Source organism: Idiomarina sp. OT37-5b (genome assembly GCF_002968395.1).
In the GTDB taxonomy this organism is placed as follows: Bacteria; Pseudomonadota; Gammaproteobacteria; order Enterobacterales; family Alteromonadaceae; genus Idiomarina; species Idiomarina aquatica.
This window is the reverse complement of the sequence record NZ_CP027188.1, coordinates 2,386,976-2,407,375: the sequence shown is the minus strand read 5'-3', so window position 1 is coordinate 2,407,375 and position 20,400 is coordinate 2,386,976. Positions and strand designations below refer to the sequence as shown.

Annotated in this window: 15 protein-coding genes; 10 read left to right on the top strand and 5 right to left on the bottom strand. The window is 50.7% G+C overall.

The window, feature by feature from the left end; genetic code table 11:
- Positions 1 to 141 precede the first annotated feature (141 nt).
- Both C5610_RS11365 and C5610_RS11360 read left to right on the top strand, forming a co-directional pair.
- Positions 142 to 1,542 carry a serine hydrolase domain-containing protein gene (locus C5610_RS11365; protein WP_105307250.1) on the top strand — a complete coding sequence of 467 codons (1,401 nt, stop codon included), beginning with the start codon at positions 142 to 144 and terminating at the stop codon, positions 1,540 to 1,542.
- A gap of 58 nt (positions 1,543 to 1,600) precedes the next feature.
- Positions 1,601 to 3,649 (top strand): methyl-accepting chemotaxis protein, encoded by a 2,049-nt coding sequence (locus C5610_RS11360; protein ID WP_105307249.1) that lies wholly within the window; start codon positions 1,601 to 1,603, stop codon positions 3,647 to 3,649.
- Here the strand turns inward: C5610_RS11360 and C5610_RS11355 are convergent.
- The 3 genes from C5610_RS11355 to gdhA all read right to left on the bottom strand — a co-directional run bounded on the left by C5610_RS11355 (position 3,636) and on the right by gdhA (position 7,795).
- Complete coding sequence (locus C5610_RS11355) at positions 3,636 to 5,828, bottom strand: OsmC domain/YcaO domain-containing protein (protein ID WP_105307248.1); 2,193 nt, start codon at positions 5,826 to 5,828, stop codon at positions 3,636 to 3,638. The two genes, C5610_RS11360 and C5610_RS11355, sit on opposite strands and share 14 nt — an antisense overlap.
- A 73-nt stretch (positions 5,829 to 5,901) precedes the next feature.
- Positions 5,902 to 6,438, bottom strand: coding sequence for a DUF3750 domain-containing protein (locus C5610_RS11350; RefSeq protein WP_410054417.1), 537 nt, complete (start codon positions 6,436 to 6,438; stop codon positions 5,902 to 5,904).
- Positions 6,439 to 6,442: 4 nt separating this feature from the next.
- Complete coding sequence (gene gdhA, locus C5610_RS11345; RefSeq protein WP_105307246.1) at positions 6,443 to 7,795, bottom strand: NADP-specific glutamate dehydrogenase; 1,353 nt, start codon at positions 7,793 to 7,795, stop codon at positions 6,443 to 6,445.
- 133 nt (positions 7,796 to 7,928) lie between these two features.
- Between gdhA and C5610_RS11340 the strand changes: the two genes are divergently transcribed.
- The 6 genes from C5610_RS11340 (at position 7,929) to C5610_RS11315 (ending at position 15,816) form a co-directional block, all read left to right on the top strand.
- Positions 7,929 to 9,323 (top strand): DUF945 family protein, encoded by a 1,395-nt coding sequence (locus C5610_RS11340; protein WP_105307245.1) that lies wholly within the window; start codon positions 7,929 to 7,931, stop codon positions 9,321 to 9,323.
- 206 nt (positions 9,324 to 9,529) lie between these two features.
- Positions 9,530 to 10,078: a DUF3365 domain-containing protein gene (locus C5610_RS11335; RefSeq protein WP_158682690.1), complete on the top strand. Its 549-nt coding sequence runs from the start codon at positions 9,530 to 9,532 to the stop codon at positions 10,076 to 10,078.
- A 61-nt stretch (positions 10,079 to 10,139) separates the two neighbouring features.
- The gene (locus tag C5610_RS11330) at positions 10,140 to 11,522 is read left to right on the top strand and encodes a cytochrome ubiquinol oxidase subunit I (RefSeq protein ID WP_105307243.1); all 1,383 of its coding nucleotides are present in this window, start codon (positions 10,140 to 10,142) and stop codon (positions 11,520 to 11,522) included.
- An 11-nt stretch (positions 11,523 to 11,533) separates the two neighbouring features.
- Positions 11,534 to 12,541, top strand: a complete 1,008-nt coding sequence (gene cydB / locus C5610_RS11325; protein WP_105307242.1) for a cytochrome d ubiquinol oxidase subunit II — start codon at positions 11,534 to 11,536, stop codon at positions 12,539 to 12,541.
- 9 nt (positions 12,542 to 12,550) lie between these two features.
- On the top strand, positions 12,551 to 14,182 hold the full coding sequence (locus C5610_RS11320; RefSeq protein ID WP_105307241.1) for an ABC transporter ATP-binding protein/permease: 1,632 nt from the start codon (positions 12,551 to 12,553) through the stop codon (positions 14,180 to 14,182).
- Positions 14,179 to 15,816, top strand: coding sequence for an amino acid ABC transporter ATP-binding/permease protein (locus tag C5610_RS11315; RefSeq protein ID WP_105307240.1), 1,638 nt, complete (start codon positions 14,179 to 14,181; stop codon positions 15,814 to 15,816). The genes C5610_RS11320 and C5610_RS11315 overlap by 4 nt, the downstream gene beginning before the upstream one ends.
- A 54-nt stretch (positions 15,817 to 15,870) precedes the next feature.
- Here the strand turns inward: C5610_RS11315 and C5610_RS11310 are convergent, their stop codons facing one another.
- Both C5610_RS11310 and C5610_RS11305 read right to left on the bottom strand, forming a co-directional pair.
- Positions 15,871 to 17,616, bottom strand: a complete 1,746-nt coding sequence (locus C5610_RS11310) for a bifunctional protein tyrosine phosphatase family protein/NAD(P)/FAD-dependent oxidoreductase (protein WP_105307239.1) — start codon at positions 17,614 to 17,616, stop codon at positions 15,871 to 15,873.
- An 11-nt stretch (positions 17,617 to 17,627) separates the two neighbouring features.
- Positions 17,628 to 18,506 carry an MBL fold metallo-hydrolase gene (locus tag C5610_RS11305; protein ID WP_198678834.1) on the bottom strand — a complete coding sequence of 293 codons (879 nt, stop codon included), beginning with the start codon at positions 18,504 to 18,506 and terminating at the stop codon, positions 17,628 to 17,630.
- 268 nt (positions 18,507 to 18,774) lie between these two features.
- Between C5610_RS11305 and C5610_RS11300 the strand changes: the two genes are divergently transcribed.
- On the top strand, positions 18,775 to 19,671 hold the full coding sequence (locus C5610_RS11300; protein ID WP_105307238.1) for an MBL fold metallo-hydrolase: 897 nt from the start codon (positions 18,775 to 18,777) through the stop codon (positions 19,669 to 19,671).
- Positions 19,672 to 19,690: 19 nt separating this feature from the next.
- The gene (locus C5610_RS11295) at positions 19,691 to 20,320 is read left to right on the top strand and encodes a peroxiredoxin (RefSeq protein WP_105307237.1); all 630 of its coding nucleotides are present in this window, start codon (positions 19,691 to 19,693) and stop codon (positions 20,318 to 20,320) included.
- Positions 20,321 to 20,400: the final 80 nt, after the last annotated feature.

Below are 20,400 nucleotides of genomic sequence, written 5' to 3'. Positions count from 1 at the left end.
ATCCAAATCACTCTTTATTTTAAAGCGGTTTGATTTATTGTTGAATCCGTAGATTTACGTAAAACGTGATCAGAAGCAATTCCCCCGCAAATGCAGTGAGGCGTAAAGCGGGATCAACCCAAATATAACTAGAGCATAAAAATGAAAAATTACTTAACCATACTACTGACGGCAGGCTTTGCCACCACCCTCTCGGCCACGGCATTCGCTTCGGAGGAAACGCAAACCACCTTAAACGCTTACGCGGCAGGCTATAAGGCTAACTTCACTTGCAGCGCGGTTTTTAATGGTGGCAAATCAACGGCGCAAATAGAAGAAGATGAACTCACCGGTATTTACCCGTTGATTGCCGATGCCGTTCATCAACTTGACGCCTCAATTAATACCGAGCAGCGCTGGGTGCGGGTGGCTTATGATGACGGTAAGCGGGAACGCTACTCGGTTTGGCGGCCACGGCTCGGGTGTGTAGATTTACCCGTTGGCGCGAGCGCTGACAGTATCAAAAAGGTCTATCGCCCCTTTTCCAAAGATACAGCTTCGCAGCCGGATAGCGGTGCGCCATGGCAGCATCATAACGGTGTCAACCAGGCAACCGGCAATCCGCGTTTAGATGCAGTGATTAAGCAAGCTTTTAGCAAACATTACGGAGACGGTGCGCGTACGTCTGCGGTGTTAATTGCAACACCGGATAAGATTCTGGCGGAGCATTACAAACAAGGATTCACGCCGGAAACCGCCCAACGTACCTGGTCGGTTGCGAAAAGTATCGGTGCCAGCGTGATCGGGGCAGCGGTGCAACAAGGCATTGTCACAACCAAACAGAAAGCGGGTCTCGAGAATTGGTCACATCCACTTGATCCGCGTCAGCATATTACTCTGGAAAATCTGTTACATATGTCTTCCGGACTGGACAGCAATAAGGCAGGCAACCGCACCGATCGGGTCTACATGGGCGGAGGTCTGGTGAGCGATACGGCAACCGAAACCGCGCTGGAAGTTGAACCGGGTTCCCGTTGGAAGTATGCCAATAACGACACCATGCTGGCGCTGAGAGTCCTGCGCGAGGCCATGGCAAGCGAAGAGGATTACGTCAAATTTCCCTACGCATCGCTGCTCGATAAGATCGGTATGCGTCATACGTTTTTGGAAACCGACTGGCAAAACGACTTTATCCTGTCGTCACAGGTATGGACTACGTCGCGAGATTTAGCGCGGTTGGGCGTATTGCATTTACAACAAGGTAAATGGCAGGGCGAACAGATTCTTCCGGGCAATTGGTTGGATTATATCAGCGAACCAGCGCCGGCACAGCCGCCTGAAAATGCGCCGGGGTATGGAGCGCAGTGGTGGCTGTACAATGAACGTTTTCCAGAACTGCCCGACGATACCATTGCTGCGCGCGGGAATCGCGGCCAGTTTTTGCTGGTCATTCCAAGCGAAAATCTGGTTATCGTCCGTCGCGGTTATGACGTAGCAGGTCAGCAAGGGTTCAGTGAACACGACTTTGCGCGCGATGTGCTACGTGCGTTAAAGCGCGATTAAGAAATTTTTATTACGGTCGATAATAAGCTCTATATCACAATAAAAAAGTGGCTGGGTTATGCAAATAAAAGGCTCTTTGCAGCGTAAGCTGATTATTTCTATTTCTGGTGTGTTGGTGGTGCTACTGGCCGCTTTTGGTATTTTTGTCACGCAAACCATTGCCGAACTGACGCGCGACAAAACAGAAGCCCAGGTGGCGGAACTGATAGAGCTCAAGGCTGCCGAAATAAAGAGCTTTTTTGCTGAACGCGCACGTATTCCGTTATCGGTACTGACTGACCCGCGGGTAACAGACTGGCTTGCCAGTTATGATCAACGTGGTAAAGATCTATCCACCGATGATACGTACCAGTCCATTACGCGGACCTTTCAGAATCTGGCCAGTAATGACGCCACCATCAAGTCGGTGTTTATGGGCTCAGCCAACACCTATGAATACCTTTATGAACAAGGACGCGTTGGTGTGGACACTTCAGGGCCAGATGCCGGCGATCCGTCCAAGGGTTATTTCACCAATCAGCGTCCCTGGTGGCATCAGGCGATAGAGAAGGACCGTTTGTACCTAACCTCACCGCAAGTGGATGCAACGGATGGTACGATTTCTTCGGTACTGCAAATGCCAATCAAAAACGCGAGCGGTGAACTACTAGGTGTTGGTGGTGTTGATATTCTGATCACTACCATTGCGGATTTGGTCGATGGCATTAAGTATCAGGGTGACGGCAAAGCTTTTCTGGTCAATGAAGAAAACCAGTTGGTGTACTTTCCAACCGAAGATGTTGAACTCGATTTAAACACGCCGATTGGCAAGCTCGATGGTATTTATGAACGCGCTCTGGATGTGCCGACCGCGGGTTTTGCCGCTTTAGCCGAGGCGATGACACAAGAACCCCGGGGGAGCGGTATTGAAGTGACCTGGAAAGGCCGCGATTATCGTGTTTTCTATGTGCCTATCGCATCGCAACAGCCTTATATTGACTGGCAGCTCGGGTTGTTGGTGCCCAGCTCAATGATTGAGTCCCCAATTAGTCAGGCTCGCTGGTCATCCTTTGCAATCTTAATGCTGATTATCGTGGTGCTGACGTTGGTGACGTATTACGTTTCGATGAAGGTGTTCAAACCGGTCAAACAAATTGCTGCGGCGATGGAAGATGTCGCTCAGGGCGACGGTGATTTAACGCGTCGGCTGAATATTGATTCAGACGACGAAGTGGGCAGTATGGCGCGTGCGTTTAATCGATTCTCAGATCGCATTCAGCAACTGATTGCGCACGCTAACCAATCCTCTGAGCAGGTCTCCGAGGCTGCTGATAGAGTGTCAAAAACGGTGAATGAATTTAACCGGGAAATGCAAAATGAGCAGCAGCAACTGGAGCGTATCGTAGCTGCGGTTCAGCGCATGAATGCCGCCAGCGATACCATCAATGACTATGCCGGCGATGCCACTCAGGCGGTGGAAGAAGCGGCGGATTCGGTGGCCGTTGTGGCGAATAACTCTCACAAAACCCAGCAAGTGATCAGTAACGTTTCGAAATCCATCTCAAGTGCAACCGAGGCGGTACAGAGCTTAAATGACGATGTCGGTAACATCAGTACCGTGCTTGATGTCATCACCGGGATTGCCGAGCAAACCAATTTGCTGGCGTTAAACGCGGCGATAGAGGCTGCCCGTGCCGGTGAGCAGGGGCGAGGGTTTGCGGTGGTCGCCGATGAGGTGCGAACACTGGCCACGCGCACACAGGAATCAACGGACCATATTCAGGCGACGGTCGAGAAGTTGCAGCGCGGCGCCAATAAGGTGAAACAGGCGATGGAGCATACCGACGCGATGAGCGACGACGGAGAGCAGCAGGTAGAGCGTGTGCTGTCAGCCATTACGCAAATCGAGCAGGCGATGCGTAAGGTCACCGATATGAACCGCAGTATTTCTGATGCAACGGGTGAACAAAGCACGCTTGCAGCCGAAGTTAACACTGAGCTGGAGAGTGTTCATAGTTTGACCGAACAAATGGTGGAACACTCCAGCGCAATGCAAGCCGATTTTCACCGGCTGCGTGATATTTCTGCGGAACTGAAAGGCACGGTCGGGCGTTTTAAGATCCAGTGATACGACGTGCTCTTGCCTGGTGCAGTTTTTTGTAGCTGTCCAGCAGTTTCAAATGACGGTCGATCCCTTCCAGGTTCATGCTGGTTGGGGTCAGGCCATAGAACCGGGTGCTTCCGTGAACGGAACCAATGACCGCTTCAATCACGTCTTCACCGTACATACGGCCAAGGTTATAACGGAAGTCGTCCAGCTCCAGTTCGTCATCGAGGGTAATCTCGAGCACCGCTTCTACCGCTCGGTAAAACAGCACTCGCTCAACGGTGTTGTCGTTATACTGCAGGAACATCTCGACGTATTCCTGCGCGTCTTCGTGACGTTGCAGCGCCAGGTAAATCAGTAGTTTTAGCTCAAGAATGGTGAGCTGGCCCCAGACACTGTTCTCATCAAACTCGATACCAATCAGCGTGATGATGTCCATATAGTTGTCCAACTGACTGTCTTCCAGCCGTTCGACCAGATCGCCCAGTTGTTCATCGGACAAACGGTGTAAATTAAGAATGTCCTCGCGGTACTGAAGCGCCACGTTCGTATTGTCCCAGACCAAGTCTTCCACCGGATACACTTCGGAGTAGTCGGGCACGAGAATACGGCAGACCGGCGCGCCTAAATCGTCGTGTACCATGATGTAGGATTCTTTACCCAGTTCGGCAAGAATGCCAAACAGTATTTCTGCTTCTTCTTCATTACTGGAGGCGGTAAAGTCCCATGCGACGAACTCAACATCGGATTTCGCGCTAAAGAAGCGCCATGAAACCACCCCCGATGAATCAATAAAGTGTTCGACGAAGTTGTTGGGCTCGGTGACCGCCATCGAGTTGAACGTTGGCGGTGGCAAATCGTTCAGCCCTTCAAAACTGCGGCCCTGCAGCAGCTCGGTCAGGCTACGCTCGAGTGCCACTTCGAAGCTGGGGTGAGCACCGAAGGAGGCAAACACGCCGCCGGTGCGGGGGTTCATGAGAGTGACACACATGACCGGAAACTGACCGCCTAATGACGCGTCTTTTACCAGTACCGGGTAGCCTTGTTGTTCGAGGCCTTGGATACCCGCCAGGATATCAGGGTACTGAGCAAGGACTTCCTGAGGCACATCCGGCAGTGCAATTTCCTGTTCAATAATGTGTTTTTTAACAGCCCGCTCGAAAATTTCCGACAAGCACTGCACCTGAGCTTCGGCCATCGTGTTACCGGCACTCATGCCATTACTCAGATACAGGTTCTCGATCAGGTTGGATGGGAAGTAAACGGTTTCGCCATCGGAGTGACGTATAAAAGGCAAGGCAACGATACCGCGATCGCTGCGACCGGAATTGGTGTCAATCAGATGGGAACCGCGTAATTCGCCTTCCGGATCGTAGAAAGCACGGGTGTAGTCGTCCAACAAGCCTTCGGGAAGTTGATCGTCAGGGCCTGGCTTAAACCACTTTTCATTGGGGTAGTGGACAAACTCGGCGTTCGCAATTTCTTCACCAAAGAACTGGTCGTTGTAAAAGAAATTACAGCTTAAGCGCTCGATAAATTCTCCGAGTGCAGAGCACAGCGCGCTTTCTTTGCTGGCGCCTTTACCGTTAGTGAAACACATATGTGAGGCCGCATCACGAACGTGCAAGGACCAGACATTCGGAACGATATTGCGCCAAGAAGAAACTTCGATTTTCATGCCCAGATCCGCCAAAATGCGGGTCATGTTTTTGATGGTATCTTCCAATGGCAGATCTTTACCTTCAATGAAGGTTTTGCGATCGCCATCGGGATCGATGGTCAGCAGCGCCTGTGCGTTTTGGGTAATACTTTCAACGGCTTCAACATCAAACTCGAGGTCGTTTTCGATCACACGCTTTACTGCGCAGCGCTCAGCCGCACGAATAATTCCGGTACGATCTTTGTCAGAAAGATCGGCCGGTAACTCCACCTGAATTTTGAACAGCTGTTTATAGCGATCTTCCGGATCCACCACGTTGTTCTGCGAAATGCGGATATTCTCGGTGGGAATATCCCGTGAGTCGCAGTACAAACGAATGAAGTGCGCTGCGCACATCACCGATGAGGCAAGGAAATAATCGAAAGGCCCCGGCGCTGAACCGTCGCCTTTATAGCGGATCGGTTGATCAGAGATAACGGTAAAGTCGTCAAATTTCGCCTCAAGGCGCATGTTTTCAAGAAAACGAACGTTGATTTCCATAGGGAGCAGGCTTTCGCTTGTAGTAGTGAACGGATAGTAAGCATGAAAGTGCGGGATTATCCCACACTTTCAGTTATTGATCATTATCGGCGTAGCCGCTGCCAATGGCACTGAAGGGTAATTTCAGGCCTAGCTCGGGAATTTGCAGGGCGATCCATGCCGGAAAGGTATTGCTGTTGGGGCCGGGTATGACCTCATATTCATTGGCCCATGGGTAACGTTCCGCGGCTTGCTCGATTTGCGGGATTAGCTGAGCGGCTTTGGCGCCACTGAGCGACAACAGCTTATCGGGTTTGGCGCCGTACCAGAAGCGATCGGGGGTGGCTGTTTTATAAACGCGCAGAGCGGGGCGGCCGTGCTCAACACCCCAGCCAACCACTTCGTAGACCGTGTATTCAGCAGCATCCTGTGGCTTTACGGCCAGCCAGGTATGCACCGCAAACCAGCCGCGCCAACCAAACGCATCGGCCGCATAAGCTTCGATAACCGCCTCACGCTGCACAGCAGGATCCGGTGCAATCCCCGCCGGTTCACGCGACGTGTTGCGCCAGTCGCCGGAAGAGCAAGCAACGAGAAAACCGGCGACAATAACAATAAAGGACTGCCTCAACACGTTACACCACGCCCTGTTGCAACATCGCATCGGCGACTTTGCGGAAGCCGGCGATGTTCGCGCCCAGCGCTAAATTTGAAGGGTGGTCGAACTCTTCTGCGGCGCGCTTACAGTCACGATAGATATTGCGCATAATACGCTGCAGTTTGTCGTCGACTTCTTCAAAGCTCCATTTCAGCATACTCGCGTTTTGTGCCATTTCCAGTTGACTGGTGGCAACACCTCCGGCATTTGCAGCCTTACCGGGTGCATAGGCGGTATTGCTTTCGATGAATAAGTCGACAGCATTCTGCGTGCAGGGCATATTGGCACCCTCAACAATGTAGCGGCAGCCGTTCTCGAGCAGCGCCTGTGCATCTTTCTCGGTCAGTTCGTTTTGCGTTGCACAAGGGAAGGCGATATCGGCCTCGTAGCGCCATACTTGATGCCCGTCCTCGGGGTAGTCCTCACGAGCGGTATAGTGTGCATTACTGTGAGTTTCTAAATACGCTTCAAGACGATCGTGGTTTTCTTCTTTAATGCGTTTGACGAGGTCCAGATCAATACCGGCTTCGTGGTAAATCGTACCGCTGGAATCCGAACAGGAAACCGGTTTGGCACCAAGCTCGTAGAGTTTTTCCATCGCATAAATCGCAACGTTACCAGAGCCCGAAACCAGGCAGCGTTTGTCATTCATGGATTCATTGTTGTCGCCCAACAAGCATTGTGCGAAATAAACAGCGCCGTAACCGGTGGCTTCTTTGCGCACATGGGAGCCTCCCCACAACGCGCTCTTGCCGGTGAGGACGCCGTCGAAGCGATTGACCAGACGTTTGTACTGGCCAAATAAATAGCCGATTTCACGGGTGCCGACACCAATATCACCGGCAGGGACATCGGTGTTGGGGCCAATATGACGGTGCAGCTCGTTCATAAAGGATTGGCAGAAACGCATGATTTCGCCATCAGACTTTCCTTTTGGATCAAAGTTGGCACCGCCTTTACCACCGCCAATGGGTAAGCCGGTCAGGGCATTTTTAAAAATCTGTTCAAACCCAAGAAACTTAATGATGCCGGCATTAACACTGGGGTGAAAACGCAAGCCACCTTTATAAGGCCCCAGCGCCGAATTGAATTCAATTCGATAGCCCTTATTCACCTGTACTTGACCGTTATCATCAACCCAGGGCACGCGGAACATAATCTGCCGCTCAGGCTCAACTAAGCGCTCGATGATGCCTTGTTCACGGTACTTTGGACGTTCGGAGATAACCGGTTCGATGGATTCCAGGACTTCCTCCACCGCTTGGTAAAATTCTGATTGGGCGGGACTGGTTTGTTTGAGTTTTTCAATCGTTTCTTTAATAAAGCTCATAATGGTCCCTATTTGTGATGCTTGTGGTTGATTGCTTAATTACTACTGTATCCACTCAACTCTGGATTATTTCAATAAAGAAAGATAGGATTTATCACTTCCTGAAACAAAAAAACAACAAGTTAATATAAATATGAATTTAAAAAAACCGGTATTAGGGATTCTCAGTGTGGGCGTTGCCGCAGTCTTAGTTGCGCCTCATTTTATTGGTCAGCAGGCGGAGCAAGATATCAACGCATTGGTCGCAGCGGTGAACAATAACCCGGTGCACCAGCTTGAACTGAAATCTTACCAACGTGGCTGGTTTAGTTCGAAGGCCGTATTTGAACATTCGATGCAAATGGCTGACTTTGATCAAAGCGGCGGCACTAAAATGACAGAGGTTCGCAGTGGTGAAGTGGTGCTGGACTTACAACACGGTCCTGTGTTGACGGACTATGATGCGGGTTTAGGACTGCTGTCCTGGCAGTTGCAGGCGGCCGATGAACGATTAAGGGCAAATTTGACCTGGAATGACGGCGAACCACTTTACCAGATGATTGGCTCGATGAATCTGGTCGGCAGCGGACAGTATCACGATCGGATTGCGGGGCTGGTATACCGCGACGCAGCTAGTGATATGACGATTGAACTTAACGACTACCGTGGTAACGGGGAGTTTGGTGCCGAGCAATTCGCTTACCAAGGGACGAATAAACGATTCCGCGTGGATATTGCCGATGAGAGTGTGCAAATAGATGATCTGACGTTCGCCACTGAAGCAAAGGGTACGCTCGCGGAAGCGTTAACTTCGCAACTGCTGGAATCTGAAGTGGTGCTGAACATTGCAAAGGCATCGACGCCGGCCTTTTCGATGAGGGATGTTCAGCTTGATGCGAAGAGTGAGTTGTCGGACAACGGCGAAACCCTGGATATCAGTTTTGTCACCAATATTAATAACATCACCTCAGCAACCGGCAACTGGAACAACTTAGCGCTAGCGATCGAAATGCGGCGTGTTGATGTCGCCTTTATGCGGGCTTACCAAGAAACGGTTAATGATGCATACAGTGCTGATGTTGAAGAGATGCAAGAGCAATTGCAGGCGTTAATGAAAGAACATTTAGAGCCTGTCGTTGCAGCGGATCCTGAATTTATCATCAGCGAGCTGAGTGGGCAGGCACCGGACGGTCAATTTGACGGCGAGTTATCGGTAAAACTGGCGGAAAATGCGGCAGCAGAAATGGTGAATGCCAGCGGTGATTATTGGTTAAAACAGCTGTTGGCAGAAGGCTATATGCAGATGGATAAAGCCTTGTTACGCAATGCGTTTATCATGCAGTTAGAAACGGCATTGGCGGCTCAAATGCCTAATCAAGATATGCAGTCAGAGCAAATTCAGTCGATGCTGAATCAGCAAGCTGAACAGGTCATTGGTGTCTATTTGCAACAAGGTTTTATTGAAGAGCAAGAGCAGCAGTACCGGAGTGCCATCGAATTACAGAATGGTGTGCTGTTACTGAACGGTAATTCGATTCCTCTTATCTAATCTAGCTGTTAAGGATTGGGGTCCTCAGAGACCCCATTACCTCTAAATCCACCTCATTTCTGCTCCCGCCTTGATTAAATCTGTATTTTCATAAATTGTTCATTGTGCAACCAGTTTAATTGCGACAAAATGACACAGTGACTTTGCTAGAACGCAAACGAATAAGCATATAACATCACATGTGTTTCCAACCTTTGGAGTGGCCGATGATGTTTAACAACTTTTTACGAATCTCCGGTATAGCCTTACTGTTAACCGGTTCTTCTCTGGCTTTAGCCGGCGATGAACCCTATCAACAAGCGGCGCAGCAATTGCAGCAGCGGCTTGGCAAGGTACTCATGCATACCATTAAGACCGAAGGCCATGTGGCTGCGATTAGGGTCTGTAACGAGCAAGCCCCTCAAATTGCCCAAGCGGTCGGTAGCGATCTTAACTTGGAAGTAGGGCGTACTGCATTAAGGGTGCGTAATCCGAAAAATGCTCCAACAGCACGTCAACGTGACGTCTTGCAACAGTTTGTAGAACAGTGGCAACACACAAAAAATGTTGTGCCAACGGCAACCTATACCAACGATCAAGGCCAGCAAGTTTGGATGCAGGCGATTATCATGCAACCGCAGTGTGCCGCCTGCCACGGGAGCAATATTGAACCGGCTCTGAAGCAAGCCATTGTTGAGCGCTATCCGGAAGATGCCGCAACGAACTTTGAGGTTGGACAAATTCGGGGCGCATTTGTTGTAAAGTCTTCACAATAACCATGTAACTTATATGGATATAAAGTAGACTGATATTAGTATCTGATGAGGAGTTCTAATTATGGAACTTGATCCGCTGTTACTTTCGCGAATTCAGTTCGCGTTCGTTGTTTCCTTCCATGCTATCTTTCCGGTCTTCACTATCGGACTGGCATCCTACATTGCCTTGATTTACGGACTTGCCTTTAAAACCAATGATCCCAAGTGGGAGCGCCTTGGTGGATTCTGGACTCAGGTATTTGCGGTTGTGTTTGGTATGGGGGTGGTTTCCGGTATTGTCATGTCGTTTCAGTTCGGCACCAACTGGAGTAATTTTTCGCTGGCAACGGCAAACTTTCTCGGGCCGGTATTGAGTTATGAGGTGGTGACGGCGTTCTTCCTTGAAGCGGCTTTCCTTGGTGTGCTGTTATTTGGCAGAGGCAAGGTACCTAACGGAGTGCATTTCTTTGCCGCGTTGATGGTGTCGATAGGAACCTTCATTTCTTCATTCTGGATCCTTTCAGCCAACAGTTGGATGCAAACGCCGGCAGGGGTTGAGGTGCGTGATGGGATATACCATGTGGTCGATTGGTCAACAGCGATTTTCAATGACTCGTTCTGGTATCGTTTTGCCCACATGGGGCTAGCCTCGTTTCTTACCGGCGGCTTTGTGGTTGCTGGTGTCAGCGCCTGGTTCCTGATTCAGAAGCGTGACACAGAGCTGCACCGTAAAGCATTATCCATGACCTTATGGTTACTGTTGTTATTAACGCCATTACAAGTCTTCATTGGTGACCTGCATGGTTTGAACACGCTAAAACATCAACCGACAAAGGTTGCAGCAATGGAGGGCAATTGGGACACCCAGAAGGGAGCGCCGTTGCTGCTGTTTGCGATTCCGGATCAAGAGCAGCAAACCAACCATTTTGAAGTGGGTATCCCTAAGCTCGCGAGCTTCATTCTCACCCACGACTGGGACGGTGAGATTCCCGGCGTCAAGGAGCAACCTCCCGAGCTACAGCCGAATGTTCCCATTGTATTCTGGTCGTTCCGCGTCATGGTCGCGATGGGGTTACTCATGGTGCTGGTCGCTGTGATTGGGTTGTTCTTGCGTCGTAACCGCGCATACATGCACAGCCGTTGGTATTTGCAAACGCTGCGACTGATGACGTTGAGTCCCTTTATTGCCGTCTTGGCGGGGTGGTTTGTTACTGAGGTTGGACGAGCGCCTTATTTGGTCTACGGACAAATGACTCAGGCTGAGGGGCTGACTCCGTCGCTAACCGGCGGTATGGCGCTGTTTACTCTCATTGGCTACTTTTTGGTTTATGCCTGCGTGTTTGCTGCGGGTGCCTATTACCTCACGCGGGTCATCCGTACAGGTACTGAGGGCACGGAACAGCATGATGACGATAAACATCGTGCCAAACGTCCGCTGTCTGCCGCAGAAGCCAGTTTTGATTAAAGGTGATTGCAATGAGTGAACCGATTTTTGATTTAACCTATATTTGGGCCGCTATCATCGCCTTTGGCGTGATCATGTACGTGCTGATGGACGGTTTTGACCTGGGGCAGGGTATCTTGTTCATGTTTGCACCGAGCGATCACGATCGGGACATCATGATGAACTCGATTGCGCCGGTCTGGGACGGCAACGAGACCTGGCTGGTGCTCGGCGGAGCCGGGTTATTGGCTGCGTTTCCGCTGGTTTATTCGATATTTCTGCCGGCGCTATACATTGGTGTTTTTCTGTTACTCGCCGGACTGATATTCCGCGGTGTGGCGTTTGAGTTCCGCTTTAAAGCACATTCTTCCCGTTACCTATGGAACTGGTCATTTGCCATAGGTTCAACGGTAGCTGCCTTTGCGCAGGGTGCGGTAGTGGGTGCTTACATTCAAGGCTTCGAAACGGAAAATATGCGCTATGTTGGTGGTGCTCTGGATTGGTTAACACCATTCACGGTGCTGACCGGGATCGGTCTGGTGGCCGGCTATGCCTTATTGGGAGCGACCTGGCTGATAATGAAATCAGAAGGCTCAACGCAGCAGTGGGCGTATAAGCTGGTGAAACCGTTATTGGCTGTGGTGTTGTTGATTTTCGTCGTCATCAGTATTTGGACGCCTTTTGTTGATGAATTTGTCGCTAACCGCTGGTTTGACGGTGTTTCACCCATCTGGCTGCTGCCAATCCTCGGTTTAGCCAGTGCGTTCTGGATTTACCGCTCCGTCAGTCAACGCCGTGAGGGCACGCCGTTTGTGGCAACGATGGCGTTGTTTGTGTTCACTTACTTAGGCTTGTTGGCCAGCAAGTGGCCTTATGTGGTGCCGCCAAGTTATACACTGGCCGATGCCGCATCGGCTCATGAGTCCCAGTTGTTCCTGCTGATTGGCTTACTGTTCGTGATACCTATCGTGCTGGTTTACACGGCATGGACCTATTGGGTGTTCCGCGGCAAAGTGAAGGCCGATCAAGGTTATCATTAAGGATACCCGATGAGTACAGTTGCGGCGTCTGCGCACGCTTATTTGCAGCAACTTGCGCGGACAGTAAAGCGCCCCATTATGTGGGCGTTTTGTTTTGGCTTAATCAAAACCGCTGTCATCGTTATTCAGTTGGCAATCGTGGCTTCGCTGGCTCATGAACTCTTTGTTCATGGGCGTGGGCTGGTGTCTCTGTTGCACCTGTTTATTTGGCTGGTGGTGTTCAGTTTTGCTCGCGCGGGTATCGGGCTACTGCAAAATGCCTGCCTACGGTTGGCCACACAGACGGCAAGCCACCATGCGCGAACGCGGTTGCTTACCCGTTGGCGTCGGCAAATTGATGGTGGGGCGCAGCTGTCGGCTGCCGACGGAGCGCTACAGTTAGAACCCATTGAGTCATTAAAGGGCTATTTTAGCCGCTATCTGGTGCAGCAGTACTTGGTGTTTGCCTCGCCGCTACTCATCTTAATTGTCTGTTTTTCACTGAATCCTGTGGTTGGCGGACTGCTGTTATTATCCGGCCCGATCATTCCGCTGTTTATGGCGTTGGTCGGGATGGGCGCTGAGCGTTTAAGTCAAAAACACGCGGAGCAAACGTTTGCGTTAAGTCGTACCTTTACGGACAAGCTACGCAACGTGATAACGCTTAAGTTATTTAACGCCGGTGATGCGGCTTTGCAAGATGTCGCTGAAGCCGGCGAGGGTTATCGCAAAGCCACCCTGTCGACGCTAAAAGTGGCGTTTCTGTCGTCGGCGGTGTTGGAGTTTTTTTCGAGTGTGGCAATTGCCGGGGTAGCACTGTACGTTGGCTTTGGCTTACTGGGTTACATTGACTGGCTGGGTGCGGATGAACTGACGTTGTTCAGCGGTTTACTGGTGCTGTTGCTGGCGCCGGAATATTTTGCGCCGTTACGACAATTCGCGCAAAGTTATCACGACCGCGCCGCGGCCATTGGTGCTGCAACGCTGCTGTGCGATCGACAACAAGCCCCTGGCTCTGATGGGCAGCCCGCCGTTAACACGGGGTTGCCTGAGGGCTTGTCGTTTCGCTGGCAGAACTTATCGGTCACCTTAGCCGAAGGTAAACGCATAACTTATGCGGATGGCGAGATAGCGAAAGGCAGCCTTTGCGCAATCAGTGGTCACTCCGGTAGCGGAAAAACCACCTTGCTCAGGGTATTGCTGAAGCAAATGCCCTATCAGGGCAACCTGATTTGTACCACGGAGATGTCACGTGGAGTGGCTTACTTTGCGCAACAGCCGTTTCTGATCGCAGGCAGTTTACGCGATAACATTAATCTGTTTGAACGTCACAGCGACGACACCATCATCGCAGGTTTGCGCCAAGTCGGGCTGGGGTATCTGCTGACGTCTTTGCCCGAAGGGCTGGCAGCTAAACTTGGCGAAAAGGGACGCGGTCTGTCCGGCGGTGAACAGCGTCGCATTGCGTTGCTACGCTGCGTGCTGTCAGAACGGCCGATTGTCATCGCCGACGAGCCCACTGAGAACCTGGACGACGTGTCTGCTGAGGTCATTTGCGACTGTTTAGTGGATTTAGCCGCAACGGGTAAAACCGTTATTGTTGCCACTCATGATCCGAAACTGTTGGCGCGGGCAACTCATGTGATCGAGGTGACGGCATGATACGAAGGGACTGGCGGTTTTTGCGGCCGTGGCTAAAACAAGTAAAAGGTACTCGTTGGTCGTTGTTATTAGGCCTGTTGCTGGCCTTGGCAACGGCACTGTTCGGAATTGGTCTGTTGTCGCTTTCAGGGTGGTTTATTACTGCGGCGGCGCTGTATGTGGCCTTTGATATTTATTCGCCCGGTGCGGGGATTCGGTTCTTTGCGATAGCACGCACCGTCAGTCGCTACGTTGAGCGGTTGGTTAATCATGATGTCGTGCTTGCCTTGCAGGCTCGCTGGCGAGTGGCTCTATTTAAACGCCTGCAGGCACAGCCGCTGGGTCGTTTATTAAGATTGCGTGTGGCGGATGCGGTGCAGCAATTGACTCGTAATTTGGATGCGCTGGATAACCTGTTGTTACGGCTGCTGCTACCGGGGCTCGTGTTTACCATCGCCTCATTGTTGCTGGCGTTGTTCTGGAGCTTTTATAACCCGGTTTTAGCCGTGCTCGCCATTGGCGGCTGGCTCGCGGTATTGCTGTTTAGTGTGCGGTTAGCCGCAACAACGCGAACGTTGGCGGTACAACAGCTGCGCGTTGCTGAGCGTTTACGGCGCAGTGCCATGAATACCACAGAGTCCATAACCGAGCTTATGGCCTGGAACGTTTACCCGGACTATGAGCAGGCGTTATTGCAACAGGCTGATAGACAAGAGCGGCTTGATAATCGGCAGTTGTTACTGCAGCACCGGTGCCTGTATAAGGTCGAAATTTTTGCGCAGTTGCTGTTTTTACTGGTACTGGGCTTGGTTATTACTGAGTTCGAGCAAGGGCAGCTTATGAGTGCGGAGGTGATTATGTTGTTGCTCTCGGCATTCGCATGGCAGGAGCTGGCAACCGAGTTACCGACACAATGGGGTGGTTACGGAAAAACCTTAGCAGCGGCTAAGCGCTTGCTCAGGTTTGCCGGGCAAAATGAGCAGGAGCCGGCAACGGATGCAGCGCATTCCGGGGGCAACAAGTTTGCTCTGATACTGGAGCAGGTTCGTGTAATGCAGGCTGGACGGATGGTGGTAGACAATGTGTCGGCACACCTGCAAGCAGGCAAGGTGCATTGGATACAGGGGGCATCCGGTATCGGTAAAACCACACTCGCCGAAGCCATTATGGGCTGGCGACCGTTGCATAGTGGCTCAGTTAGCCTACTACCGGCGGCCAGTACCGATGCGCACGTTGGCTACCTTACCCAGCAAAGCGAAATGTTTGATGACACCTTGCGCGCCAATCTGAACCCGTCCCGGCAACGCCTGAGCGATCAGGATTACTGGCAGGTCTTAAAGCTACTGGAGCTGGATAGTCTGATCAGCAGCTTACCGTTAGCGTTAGATACGTTGGTTGGAAGCCGCGGAGTTATGTTTTCCGGAGGACAACGGCGGCGACTGGCGCTGGCGCGGGTGTTGCTCCAGAATCGGCCGATTCTACTGCTTGATGAACCCTTTGCCGGACTTGAACGACCGTTGGCGAAACGTCTGTTAGAGCGCTTAGTGAAAGCCTATCCCGATAAAACCTGGCTTATCATTAGCCACATTGGGCCGCAACAACTGAATAGCCCGAACGTGCCTGATGGGGAACGAATTCAGTTAGCATCTTACTAAAAAAAGCGGCGACTACCGGAGAGAGTGAGTAGCCGCCGCTGGGTTGGGAAAGCGTTATTTCTTTTCTTCGAAGTTACAAGCGTCAGGCGCGCCTTGAGGCTCAGGGCGATGACTTAAGTGTTTGGGTTTTGCCAACCACTCTTTTCCTTTTAACATGACGTCCCAATAGAGCCATGGCAACATTTTTTCTTTTAACAACCAAGCCAGCCTCGAGGGTTTGGTGCCGTCAACGAGCCAGGCTGGGAAGGTAGGTTGTAACTTGCCGCCATAACCAAATTCAGCTAATACGATTTTGCCGCGCTCTACTGTGAGAGGGCAAGAACCATAGCCTTCGTAAACCGCCATTGCCGGTTTACCGGCAAGTGTTGATAACACGTTTTCAGCCACAACCGGCGCTTGTTTTCGAACCGCAGCCGCCGTTTTCGCATTGGGTGCATTTGCCACGTCACCAACGGCATAAACGTTGCCATAATGTTTGTGTTGTAATGTTTCGGGACTGACGTCCACCCAGCCCGATTGATCCGCCAACGGACTGTGCGAGATAACATCCGGAGCCTTTTGTGGTGGGCATACATGCAACATATCGAATGATTTCTCTACGTTGGTGATATTACCGTCGTTGTCCGTTACGGCAAAGGTTGCTTTTCGATTGGGGCCGTCAACGGCAATCAGATTATGCTGAAAGCGTAATTGAATACCATAGTCGTCGACATATTTCTGTAGCGAAGGGACGTACTCTTTGACACCAAATAGCGCGGCACCGGCGGTACAAAATTCAACATTAATGTCGTTCAAGCGTCCACTGCGTCGCCAGTCATCACAGGATAAATACATTGCCTTTTGTGGCGCCCCGGCACATTTGATTGGCATCGGAGGCTGAGTAAAGATGGCGTTGCCCTTGCGTGTTGCCTGCACCAGTTTCCAGGTATATGGGGCAAGATCAAAACGATAATTTGAGGTCACACCGTGCTGTCCGAGGCTTTCTTTTAACCCGGGAATGGCTTCCCAGTCCAGCTTCAGCCCCGTAGCCACGACCAAGCTTTGATAAGCGAGCTGATCGCCATTTTCTAACACGATACGCTGTTGGTCGGGCTTAAATTCGCTGACTGCGGTTTGATACCATTTTGCGGCTTTGGGCATGACATCATGCATTTTTCGCTTGGTCTGCTCGCGCTCGAATACTCCGCCGCCAACTAACGTCCAACCGGGTTGGTAGAAATGCGCGTCTGCGGGTTCCACAATAGCGATATCTGTTTGTGGTTGGCGCTGCAGGATGCTTGCGGCAACCGCTTGTCCTCCTGCGCCACCGCCGACAATAACCACCGTGTGTTTATTGATGGAATAATTGCCGGGCTTATCACTCTCGACGATCGAAGATTGCGCAAAGCGTTGCTGTAACCGTGCTTGTTGACCTGAAAGGTCATAGCCAGCCTGTTGAGCTGTATCGAGTAACGCTTGCGGTGATAAATGCCCTGCTTCTGCTAGTGCCCACAAGGTGCACGAGCGGGTACCGGTGCGGCAATAGGCAAGTACCGGGCCTTTCACCTTAGCCATCAGTTCAGCAAACGCACGGATATCATGGTCGGTAATGTTGCCGGAAATGACCGGTAGGTATTCAAAGGCGATGCCATTTTTTTGCGCAGCTTGTCCGATTTTATCGGCATTTACCTGGTCTTCGCCCTCGTTGTCCGGGCGGTTACAAATAATGGTTTTGAATCCGTGAGAAGCCGCGACCCCAACGTCCTCAATTGAAATTTGGGGAGACACACTGATAAAGGGACTGAGTTTACGAAGTTCCATGCTTGCCTCGACTAAAATAGGTTCAATGGAATTTTGAGATAACGCTGTTGGTTATCCTCTGCCGGTGGTAGTTGACCGGCCCGCATATTGACCTGAACCGAGGGCAAGATCAGCCGGGGCATATCTAATGTCGCATCGCGTTCGGTGCGCATTTTTACAAACTCCTCTTCGGTTTTGCCGCCACCGACATGGATGTTGTGTTGCTTTTCTTCCGCGACCGTTGTCTCAAAAGCATACTCATCCCGGTTCGGCGCTTTGTAATCGTGACACATAAACAAGCGTGTTTGGTCGGGCAATGAAAACACTTTTTGAATGGAACGATAGAGCGTGCGAGCGTCGCCTCCGGGGAAGTCACAACGTGCGGTGCCGAAGTCCGGCATAAACAGGGTGTCGCCGACAAAGGCTGCGTCACCAATGACATAGGTTAAACACGCTGGAGTATGGCCGGGGGTGTGCATTACACGGGCTTCAATATGGCCAATCGTAAAGGTATCACCGTCGGCAAAAAGGCGGTCGAATTGGCTACCGTCACGAGCAAACTCGGTACCCGCATTAAAGGCTTTGCCGAAGGTTTCCTGGACGGTCTTAATGTGTTCACCTATACCTAACTTAGCGCCTGTCTTTTCTTGTAAAAACGGTGCTGCAGACAGGTGGTCAGCATGAACATGAGTTTCCAGAATCCAGTCAACGGTAAGTTGATGATCCTGGATAAACTGTAAAATAGCCTCAGCCGACGTCGTGTTAGTGCGACCAGCGGCATAGTCAAAGTCCAGTACCGAGTCGACGATAGCACAGTGCTTCGAATCTGGATCCTGTACGACATAACTGTATGTGTTGGTTGGTTCATCGAAAAAATGCGTAACGATGGGCTTGCTGATACCTGCTGACATAATTCACACCTCATAATATACATTTTCTTTATATATCTAAAAGCAATAAGCATATAACTATGGGTAGAACATACTCTGATTTTGGCAAGGGATCAAATAGCAATAGGGTATAACTAAAGTGTCTATTAGAACGAAACATTTCATCGTATAAATCGATTACTGTAATCGGGGCAGATCAGAGCGGTATCACTTGCGATAAAAACATTATGTTATATGCTTATAACCACATTGGTGGTTGCAAATGGCAATAACGGCCAGGAGGTCAAAGATGACAAGCATTATTCGAAAAAGCCCTTCCACAGGTCCGCAGTCGCCGGACGTTTGGGGAATTTATGAGGCTGATACAGGGTCAGTGCAATACATTGTTGCTGACCCAGCAACGAAGAAAGCCGCCTTGGTTGATGTTGTGCAAAACTTTGACCCACGTAGCGCAAGATGCTCGTTTGAGAGCGCCGACGAGGTTTTGCAATTAGCACATGATAACGGACTCACGATTGAATGGGTGTTGGATACGCACCCGCACGCTGATCACTTGATGGCGTCCAACTATCTCAAAGATAAGACGGGCGCGCCCAACGCGATTGGTGAGAAAACCTGTGAAATTGCAAAGCTATGGAGTGATTACTATAACGTACCGGGTTTATTTGAGCCGACAAAAGATTTTGACTATCTGTTTAGTGAAGGCGATACCTTCAAAATTGGTGAACTCGACGTCACTGTGTGGTTGTCACCGGGTCACACTTTGGGTTCGATAACTTATCTTGTCGGCGATGCCGCGTTTGTGCACGACACCTTTATGTACCCGGACAGCGGTACCTCTCGAGCGGATTTCCCGGGAGGTTCATCTAAGGATTTGTGGAGTTCGTTACAACGTATTTTGAGTTTACCGGATGATACCCGGCTGTTTGTGGGTCACGACTATGGCAAAGAAGGTCGGGAAGCGCAATGGGAAGCCACGGTGGCGCAACATAGACAAAGCAATATTCATTTGTCCGGTGGTGTTAGCGAGCAGCAGTATCGCTCAGTTCGTGATGAACGTGATGCAACTCTGGCACTACCCGACAGAATGTTACATGCACTGCAGGTGAATTTGCGTGCAGGGCAGTTACCCCCGGCCGAGAATGACGGAGAGCATTACTTCAAAATTCCGGCTAATAAGTTTTAATCACAGAGAGGTATGAAAAATGAGCTTACGTATTGGTACTATTGCACCCAACTTTAACATCGAGACAACAACCGGCACCATCGACTTTCATGAATGGGCAAAAGGTTCGTGGACGTTCTTTTTCAGTCATCCGGCGGATTATACCCCGGTGTGTACGACCGAAATGGGGCGCACCGCGCAACTCGCTCCGGAGTTTGCTAAGCGTAACGTTAAACCTCTGGGACTTTCTACAGATACCGTAGAAGAGCATCTAGGCTGGATTAAAGATGTTAATGAAACGCAAAACACGGTTCTTGAGTTTCCTATTGTCGCGGACAAAGACAAGAAAGTGGCTGAATTGTACGACATGATCCACCCGGATGAAGACGACAACGCAGCGATTCGTTCGGTCTATATTATCGATCCGGATCTAAAAATTCGCTTGACCATGACGTATCCAATGACCGTCGGTCGGAACTTTGACGAAATCTTGCGTGTTATTGATGCACTGCAAACGACCGACAAGCAGGAAGTTGCGTGCCCAGCGGACTGGACTCCGGGTAAGCCGGTGATCATTCGTCCTAGCGTATCGGACGACGATGCCAAAGTTAAGTTTCCACAAGGCTGGAAAACACTGCGTCCTTACTTGCGTCTGACTGACCTCAAATAAATCGCGTTACTTGCAGTACAGGGTCGCGCTGACTGACGTCAGTGCGGCCTTTTTTATCGCTTTCATTTAATGAAAAAATA